Genomic DNA, 8,262 nt, shown 5'->3' on the forward strand with positions numbered 1-8,262 from the left:
AAGTTGAATATTCCCTTTCCTGCATAAACAAAGCTCCTCCCAGTATTGAGCAGTTAACTGCGATCAGGGGCAGGAAGATACCGAGTGTAGCGTACAAGGCGGGAGCGTACTTTTCAACTACCATTTCAACAAGCTGCGTAATAGAGGCGATCGTCGCTATGAACATAATAAAGCTGAGGAAACTCAGATCAACAGTTGCAAAATCATCAGATAACCAGGTCAGTGCGCCAGCTTTAAGCAGATATTTTTCCAGAATGTAACATACAGGCACAGACACAACCAGTACGAAAATAACTGCCACACCTAAGCCCACAGCGCTCTTAACTGTTTTGGAGATGGCCAGGTACGAACACATCCCCAGGAAATAGGCGAAGATCATGTTCTCAATAAAAATAGCCTTGATAAATATATTTACGTGATCCATGTTGTTATCATTTAGTTTCTATTAGATTTTTATTGCGACTCCGTTGTATCCAGATAATAATGCCAACTATGATCAAGGCCATTGGCGGCATGATCACGAGACTGTTGTTAAAATAGCCCATATCATAAAGTGATTGCGGAATAACGCGATAGCCCATAAGCTCGCCTGTCCCGAAGACTTCGCGGATCACGGAAACAATAATCAGTATCAGTCCGTATCCCAAACCATTGCCTATACCATCAATAAATGATGGCCATGGCTTGTTTGCCATGGCATAGGCTTCGAGCCGTCCCATAATGATACAATTCGTAATAATTAAACCAACAAATACCGAGAGCTGCTTGCTAACATCGTAGACAAAAGCCTTCAATACCTGATCGACAAGGATTACCATTGCGGCTACAATCGTAAGCTGTACAATTATCCGGATCCTGTTCGGGATAATATTTCTTATCAAGGATATCGCCATATTGGAGAATGCACAAACTACCAACACCGCAAGGGCCATCACTATGGAAGGTTTTACCTTTACTGTCACAGCTAGTGCTGAGCAAATGCCCAATACTTGAACCGTGATCGGATTATTATCGTTCAAAGGGTCGAAAAGCAACCGCTTATTCTTCGGTGAGAACAGGGGCTCTGCCGGTTCTTTGATCTTTTTAGTCGGGCTGATAGTTTCGTTAGCCATAAAACTCAATTTTATTATGAGGATTTTACTTTCTTAAAATAAGGCACATAATTGCTCAGGGTTCGTTTAACCATCTCACTCACTCCATCACTAGTGATAGTAGCTCCGGACACCGCGTCAACACCATGGGTGTTGTCGTCTGGCGCTCCTCCTTTAACAGCTTTTACCGAGACAAACTTGCCGCCCTCGTCGAATATTTTTTTGCCGATGAACTGCTTCTGAAAAGCTTCAGTTTCTATTTCTGCCCCAAGACCCGGAGTCTCACTTTTGTGGCCGAAGCTTACACCATAAACTGTATTCATGTCGCCCTGCAGGGCAATATAACCCCATATAGGGCCCCATAACCCTTTGCCCCGCACTGGGATAATGTAAAACGCCTGCTTGTCTTTATGACAAATAAATAAAGGGAACAGCTCTTTGTCGGCATCACCAGTTTTAGCTTTGTCGAGCTCCTTTTTGAGATCGATATCAAATGCTGGTGTCCCGCCGGTGACCGCTTCACCGCTTTTATTCAGCACTATTTGTTCAGTAATGTACTGCGCGAATATCTTTTCAGCTTCTTTTGGATTCGTTTGTATGCTTACACTGCTGAGGATATTCTCCATTTTTTCTATTCGCACATTACGTTGCTGATAGGGTCCCAGGCTGATAGCGGCTATCGAAAGCAAGACAGCTACAATGACTACCATGACAGATGAGAAAATAAAAGTGGCTTTGTTACTGTCTTTATGCATTTTGTAATGACTTGGTACGTTTTAATCTTTTCTTGATATTTGCCTCGATCACAAAGTGGTCGATCAAAGGAGCCATAACATTCATGAATAGTATGGCAAGCATCATTCCTTCCGGATACGCGGGATTAAACACCCGGAATAGGATTGCAAACAATCCTATTAAAAATCCATAAATATATTTCCCCTTGTTTGTTTGCGTAGCGCTGACAGGATCTGTGGCCATAAATACGGCTCCGAATGCGAAACCCCCGAGAACAAGGTGATGGACCGGACTGATCTGCATTAGAGTGGTTGTGCCGAAGAAATTAAATATAGCTGCCATTACAAATCCCCCCACAAATACACTTAGCATGATTCTCCAGCTGCCGATCCCAGTATATAGTAAAATCAATGCTCCTATTAAACAAGCCAGAGCAGACGTCTCACCAACCGATCCGGGTATTGTGCCGATGAAAGATTCCCATACTCCGGGTATTTTGTCTCCAAACCCTGCTGCAGCATCACCCAGCGGAGTGGCGCCACTGTACCCGTCAACTAAAGCTTGCCCGTTGGGCCGGCTCGTATTTATCCACACTTCATTACCGGACATTTTGGTTGGATAGGCAAAAAAGAGAAATGCTCTTGCGGTGAGTGCCGGATTAAGAATATTCATTCCCGTACCTCCAAAAACTTCTTTGCCAATGATCACGGCGAATACAGTTGAAACCGACACCATCCAAAGGGGAACATCCACCGGCATGACGAGTGGGATTAGCATACCTGAAACAAGAAAGCCCTCATTTACGGTGTGTTTCCGTATGATAGCGAAAATGAATTCGACCGTCAAACCCGACACATAAGACACTATTACTAAAGGAAGAACTTTGGAGGCGCCGAAAATGAAATTATCTATTAAACTTCCTTCTAGGCCGATTGCGAGGTTGCGCTGGTATCCTGTATTCCACATTCCGAACAGCAGGCATGGAACTAAGGACAGTACCACCAATATCATTGTACGCTTGAGATCTATAGCATCCCGGATATGGGTACCACGCGCAGCGGTAGTATGCTCCGGTACGAAAAGGAAGGTTTCAAACGCGTTGAAAGCAGGGTAAAACTTTTCAAGTTTTCCGTCCTTTTCAAAGTGGGGTTTAATTTTATCTAATAATTTTCTAAGTGCTTCCAAAAGAAAATATGCTAGTGATAAAAAATATGGCTACCCGCCCGTTTAGTCTGTCTGTGTGTGTTCGGCTATGCTATCAAGATATTGTCGTTAGTTTTTAAGGATCTCAGTAAAATATATATAATCGGTTTGATAAGTTAAATCAACCTAACTGAATTCACTCTGTATGATGTCCAGTCCCCGGCGCAAAATTTCCTGCGACTTTATTTTGGATGTGCAAACGAACTCACATAGAGCAAAATCTTCTTCCACCACCTCGTAAATCCCCAATTTTTCCATCTGTTCAATATCTTCAATAAGAATTGACTTTAATAGCTGAACAGGATAGATATCCATCGGAAAAACCTTTTCATATTGTCCTGTAATCACGAAAGGGCGTTCTTCGCCATGCAGGTTTGTATTCAGTTCATGCTTCTTCGTAGGGCTAAGCCATGAGAAAAAGGTCCGTGAAACACTGAACTTGTTTAGCCCGGGACTCAGCCAACCTAAGAATTCTGCTTGATTTCCCTCAGGTATTACTGTGATCTGTGAGTCATAAAAACCCAGAAAGCCATCTGGCAAAACCCTTTGACCACTCAGAACACTGCCGCTGATGATCCGGTTTTCACCAGCTTTCAATCCGGCATCTTTTAACAGATTTTTGACACTGCAGCCACCAATTACCTGGTAGTATGCAGGTTTTATGATCTGCGACCCGGCCAGAGTTATTATCTTGCGAGTATCATATATCCCGTTTTCGAATAATTTACCTATTACAATTACATCCTGGGGGTTAACAGTCCAAATGTGTTCGCCTTTATTTAGCGGATCGATGTGATGGATCTGAACACCAATATTCCCAGCAGGATGCGGTCCGGAAACCTTATTCAATTCAATTCCATTAAAGTTGCCGAAAGACGGAGAGTTCAACTCTGTATGTATATTAAGATGAACTTTTCCGTCAGTTAATTTTTGTAAGACATCGAGTCCCGTCTGGAAAAGGCTCTCCTTCCCATTTAATACAAAATCAATATCGGGAGCCAGTGGGTTTGTATCAAACGCAGAAATGAAGATCGATTTTGGGATATTGTGCGGATTGGCTACTGTGCCGAACGGTCGCTGACGTATAAAAGGCCACACCCCACTTTTTAATAGATGTTCAATCAGGCTTTCCCGGTTAAGGTCAGTTAATGAGATAACTCCATGATCAAGATACTTTATTTCCCGGTCGGCAAGGATCCTAACCTCAAGGATCTTTCTCTTGTCGGCCCGGACTATACCAACAACTTCACCGCTTACAGGAGAACAGAACTTAATGCTCTCATTGTTCTTATCAAATAAAAGGGGGGATCCTGCTAATACTTCATCGCCTTCTTTAACCAGAAGTTTTGGACTAAGGCTGACAAAGTCACCGGGACAAACAGCAAAAGTTTCGGGATGTGGTAGATTTGATATTGATTTGTCGGCTTCGCCAGCCAGTTTTATATTTAAGCCCTTATTGATTTTAACATACCCTGACATACAGTAAATTTAAATGCAATTTCTATATACAATGAACGCAAAGTTTCTGCTCAACAAGTTTAAGACTCACGCTGGCAATTCTAAATCTTATTCCAATATACAGGTTTTAATAAAAAGAATATGATTCTGAAATAAATTTTAATTTCACAATAAAATAATTATTTTTAATAAGACGGCCGATATCAAGAAGTAATGTTTGAGATTTAGCCTTTGCCAATTAGACTACCGTATTAAATTAAATTGCTAATCCGTCTTATAGATAATAATATTTATATACTCTACGAAGATTTTCATTAATTAAAATTACATTATGGGAGCAGTACAAAGTATTTTAAAGGCTAAGGGTGGTGCCACGTTTTCTATCGCGCCCGATACAATTGTTTACCGCGCGCTCGAGATCATGGTCGAAAGAAATGTAAGCGCTCTGGTTGTAATCGAGAATGACAGGCTTGTGGGAATATTCTCTGAGAAAGATTATGCAAGAAAGGTGATTCTGAAAGGAAAGGCCTCAAAACAGACGAAGATCAGAGATATTATGTCAGCCAATCTTATTACTGTAAGTCCGTCCAGTTCAATTGATGAATGTATGCAGCTCATGACGAATAACTTTATACGCCACCTGCCTGTACTCAAGGATGATCAACTCGTCGGCATCATCTCGATTGGCGATGTGGTGAAACACATTATTGACGAGCAGAAATTCATCATTCAGAATATGGAACAGTATATCGGCGGAAACTGATGCCTAGGTGCGGGGGTTGACTGATAGTTTTCTTCTACGTAACAACTTCTTCCTGTTTAGTAAAATATTTTTGTTTAACCTGCTTAAAAAAAAATATCCGGATATGCCAGCAATTACCGACGCCACGAGAACTGAGAATTTTGCTCCAAGCTGATACTCCATGCTTCTAAATGACAACAATGCAATAAAAATTGACATTGTAAAGCCTATTCCAGCCAGCATGCCCAAGCCAAAGATGTGCTTCCATGTTGATTGAGAAGGGAGCGCAGAAAATCCAAGCCTAACTGATAGCCACGAAAACAGCGTTATCCCAATCGGTTTTGCTATAATCAATCCTCCGAGTATTCCCAGGCCCATCGGGCTCAGTAGCCCATCTACCATGTTGCTTTCGAATTTTATATTGGTGTTAGCCAATGCAAATATCGGCATGATTAAGAAGTTGACAGGCCGAACCAGCATGTGCTCAAGCTTTTCCAAAGGTGAAGTGTTTCTTCCTTTATTTGTTGGAATTGTCATCGCCAGAAGAACTCCAGCGATAGTGGCGTGTATTCCGGAATGATGTACGAAATACCAGAGAAATATCCCAGGGATGATATAGAAGAACAATTTCTTTACTCCAAGGCGATTTAGTAGTACCAGAAATGCCATTATACCTGCCGCATAGAGCAACTGCGCCAGATGCAATTCATCGGTGTAAAAAAAGGCGATTACAAGGATTGCGCCGAGATCGTCTACAATAGCCAGCGCGGCAAGGAATATTTTTAGTGATGGAGGTACCCTTTTGCCTAAAAGAGAAAGAACGCCCAACGCAAAAGCGATGTCGGTAGCCATAGGAATTCCCCAGCCGCTCGAGGTTGCAGTATTTGAATTAAATAGTGAATATGCCAGGGCCGGCAATACCATACCCCCTAACGCAGCAAATATTGGCATCGCTGCCTTTCTTGGCGACGAAAGCTCCCCCTCTATAATCTCTCTTTTAATTTCAAGTCCAACCAAAAGAAAGAAGACTGCCATTAGTCCGTCATTTATCCAGGCTGCAAGAGAGTATTCAATGCTGAAAGTTTCGCTTGAATAACCAATAACAAGTGACAGAAGATCTTCGAATTTCTTTCCCAGGGTTGAATTGGCGACAGAAAGTGAGATAACCACACAAAGAAGCAGGATTATCCCGCCAATTTGTTTTGATCGGAAGAAATTCCGGAACGTTTTTAACTTAATTCCTTTAGACATTGCGCGAAAATACTAAAATCTTTCAGGGTTACTTGGCAAGCAGGCGTCTATTTCCCGGAGTTTACCGCTATCTTCGGATACGATTTAATCCCTGCTGCCTAGCTGTTAGCAGCTTAAGTTTGGCATAAAGATGTTACAAGAATAGTTCAAGATTACCCTTCCCCTGACGGACGATTTCAAACTCCCCTTCACTGCAGTCCACAACGGTCGAGGGTTGATTGTCTCCGAAGCCCCCATCAATTACCAAATCCACCAAATCCTGATACTTCTCATAGATCAAGTCCGGGTCTGTGGAATACTCTACGATCTCGTCATCATCATGGATGGAAGTAGACATTATTGGATTTTCCAGCATCTTTACGATGCAGCGCGCAATACTGTTATCGGGGACACGGATACCCACAGTCTTTTTATTAGAGCTTAAAAGCTTCGGAACATTCTTGCTTGCATTAAAAATAAAAGTAAAGGGGCCCGGCAGGGCTTTTTTAAGAATACGATAGGTTTCGTTATCTATTGGTTTCGTATAATCTGAAATATGGCTAAGGTCGTAACAGATAAATGAGAAGTTTGCCTTTTCAGGTTTTATTCCCCTTATCTTACATATCCGCTCGATAGCCCGTTGATTGGTTATATCGCAGCCAAGGCCATAAACAGTATCCGTAGGGTAGATAATGACGCCCCCTTTTTTAAGAACATCAACCACCTGCTGTATCATTTTCTCATTCGGATTCTCAGGATATATTTTGATAAGCATATTTAAAAGTACTAAATTAAAGTACTGCTAAGACAACATCTGATCTGTTGCCTTGTTCAAAAGAAACAGAATTGACCTATGACATATAAAATTCCTGACTCCACCCGTATCGGGCACATTCATTTGAAAGTAGCTGACATCGAACGCGCGCTTTCATTTTATCATGAACTCCTGGGCTTTGAAATTACCCAGCGTTACGGGGATCAGGCGGTATTTATATCTGCTGGCGGATACCACCATCATATAGGCTTAAACACATGGTATTCGAAGAATGGCCCGCCTGCGCCCAAGCATTCGAGCGGCCTATTTCATACAGCGATTCTGTACTCAGAAAGAAAGGAGCTTGCGGCAATTCTAAAGCGGCTGTTGGATGCCGGCTATCCTTTAACGGGCGCATCCGACCACGGGGTTTCTGAAGCATTATATCTGGACGATCCCGATGGGAATGGGGTAGAATTGTATTGGGATAAGCCACGGGAAGAATGGCCCGTTGATCAGCATGGCAACCTGATGATGACGACAGAGAGCTTAGATCTGGAAGAGTTGTTGAGTATTATTCAGAGTATGGAATAGATTATTAGGAGGTTCCCGTCTGCCTGCCGGCCAGGCAGGCTTTCGCTCAATGTCATTAAGTTAAGGGACGGGAGGTTCCCACTTTGGTGGGAATGACAGGCGTTTAGTAGAATGGACAAATTTGCGGTCACAAGTTGTGACCGCAAATTGGATATGTGTTTACCGAATATGTTGTTCTGATGTTGTCCCTCTAAAACTCAGGTCCCCTTAAACGAAGTTCCGATTGCCAGTAAAACAAATCCGACCAAAACCAGCATAAAGCTGTATTCTGATAAGTAATTCACCGCGACTAAGTGCCCGACAATGCCGAGGATACCTACGATAAGAGCAATTGCCCAAAGAATTTTGTTTGGTGCTGATGGTTTCATAATGTGTTGCGTAAGGATTAGGTTACATCCCGGTCTAATCCATCATCCATGGAATTAACCGAAACAATAAGTAAGATAGGAATAAAA

10 protein-coding genes are annotated in these 8,262 nt (G+C 42.4%); 2 read left to right on the forward strand and 8 right to left on the reverse strand.

Annotated features, from left to right (window positions below):
- From WKF69_RS17090 to WKF69_RS17110, 5 genes are all read right to left on the reverse strand, one after another.
- Positions 1 to 424: Rnf-Nqr domain containing protein (locus WKF69_RS17090; protein WP_340383438.1), on the reverse strand; the 424-nt coding region annotated here is incomplete at its 3' end.
- A 7-nt stretch (positions 425 to 431) separates the two neighbouring features.
- Positions 432 to 1,112 (reverse strand): NADH:ubiquinone reductase (Na(+)-transporting) subunit D, encoded by a 681-nt coding sequence (locus WKF69_RS17095; RefSeq protein WP_340383439.1) that lies wholly within the window; start codon positions 1,110 to 1,112, stop codon positions 432 to 434.
- Between the two features lie 14 nt (positions 1,113 to 1,126).
- Positions 1,127 to 1,846, reverse strand: coding sequence for an NADH:ubiquinone reductase (Na(+)-transporting) subunit C (gene nqrC / locus WKF69_RS17100; protein ID WP_340383440.1), 720 nt, complete (start codon positions 1,844 to 1,846; stop codon positions 1,127 to 1,129).
- On the reverse strand, positions 1,839 to 3,011 hold the full coding sequence (locus WKF69_RS17105; RefSeq protein ID WP_340383441.1) for an NADH:ubiquinone reductase (Na(+)-transporting) subunit B: 1,173 nt from the start codon (positions 3,009 to 3,011) through the stop codon (positions 1,839 to 1,841). The genes nqrC and WKF69_RS17105 overlap by 8 nt, the downstream gene beginning before the upstream one ends.
- Positions 3,012 to 3,155: 144 nt before the next feature.
- On the reverse strand, positions 3,156 to 4,508 hold the full coding sequence (locus WKF69_RS17110) for a Na(+)-translocating NADH-quinone reductase subunit A (RefSeq protein ID WP_340383442.1): 1,353 nt from the start codon (positions 4,506 to 4,508) through the stop codon (positions 3,156 to 3,158).
- 310 nt (positions 4,509 to 4,818) lie between these two features.
- Here WKF69_RS17110 and WKF69_RS17115 point away from each other — a divergent pair, with 310 nt between their 5' ends.
- Entirely contained in the window at positions 4,819 to 5,250 is a 432-nt protein-coding gene (locus WKF69_RS17115; protein ID WP_340383443.1) for a CBS domain-containing protein, read from the forward strand.
- Between the two features lie 3 nt (positions 5,251 to 5,253).
- On the opposite strand, the gene nhaA is transcribed toward WKF69_RS17115, so the two are convergent.
- Both nhaA and WKF69_RS17125 read right to left on the reverse strand, forming a co-directional pair.
- Positions 5,254 to 6,480, reverse strand: a complete 1,227-nt coding sequence (nhaA, locus tag WKF69_RS17120) for a Na+/H+ antiporter NhaA (protein WP_340383444.1) — start codon at positions 6,478 to 6,480, stop codon at positions 5,254 to 5,256.
- Positions 6,481 to 6,613: 133 nt separating this feature from the next.
- Positions 6,614 to 7,234 (reverse strand): L-threonylcarbamoyladenylate synthase, encoded by a 621-nt coding sequence (locus tag WKF69_RS17125; RefSeq protein WP_340383445.1) that lies wholly within the window; start codon positions 7,232 to 7,234, stop codon positions 6,614 to 6,616.
- Positions 7,235 to 7,312: 78 nt separating this feature from the next.
- Between WKF69_RS17125 and WKF69_RS17130 the strand changes: the two genes are divergently transcribed.
- The gene (locus WKF69_RS17130; protein WP_340383446.1) at positions 7,313 to 7,807 is read left to right on the forward strand and encodes a VOC family protein; all 495 of its coding nucleotides are present in this window, start codon (positions 7,313 to 7,315) and stop codon (positions 7,805 to 7,807) included.
- Positions 7,808 to 8,004: 197 nt separating this feature from the next.
- Here the strand turns inward: WKF69_RS17130 and WKF69_RS17135 are convergent, their stop codons facing one another.
- Positions 8,005 to 8,175: a hypothetical protein gene (locus WKF69_RS17135; protein WP_340383447.1), complete on the reverse strand. Its 171-nt coding sequence runs from the start codon at positions 8,173 to 8,175 to the stop codon at positions 8,005 to 8,007.
- Positions 8,176 to 8,262 lie beyond the last annotated feature (87 nt).

Origin of the sequence: Daejeonella sp. (assembly GCF_037719425.1) — a bacterium.
Classification (GTDB): domain Bacteria; phylum Bacteroidota; class Bacteroidia; order Sphingobacteriales; family Sphingobacteriaceae; genus Daejeonella.

Coding starts and splice junctions, on each gene's coding strand:
- WKF69_RS17095 (WP_340383439.1), bottom strand. CDS start 1,112: ATGGCTAACGAAACTATCAGCCCGACTAAAAAGATCAAAGAACCGGCA.
- nqrC (WP_340383440.1), bottom strand. CDS start 1,846: ATGCATAAAGACAGTAACAAAGCCACTTTTATTTTCTCATCTGTCATG.
- WKF69_RS17110 (WP_340383442.1), bottom strand. CDS start 4,508: ATGTCAGGGTATGTTAAAATCAATAAGGGCTTAAATATAAAACTGGCT.
- WKF69_RS17115 (WP_340383443.1), top strand. CDS start 4,819: ATGGGAGCAGTACAAAGTATTTTAAAGGCTAAGGGTGGTGCCACGTTT.
- nhaA (WP_340383444.1), bottom strand. CDS start 6,480: ATGTCTAAAGGAATTAAGTTAAAAACGTTCCGGAATTTCTTCCGATCA.
- WKF69_RS17125 (WP_340383445.1), bottom strand. CDS start 7,234: ATGCTTATCAAAATATATCCTGAGAATCCGAATGAGAAAATGATACAG.
- WKF69_RS17130 (WP_340383446.1), top strand. CDS start 7,313: ATGACATATAAAATTCCTGACTCCACCCGTATCGGGCACATTCATTTG.
- WKF69_RS17135 (WP_340383447.1), bottom strand. CDS start 8,175: ATGAAACCATCAGCACCAAACAAAATTCTTTGGGCAATTGCTCTTATC.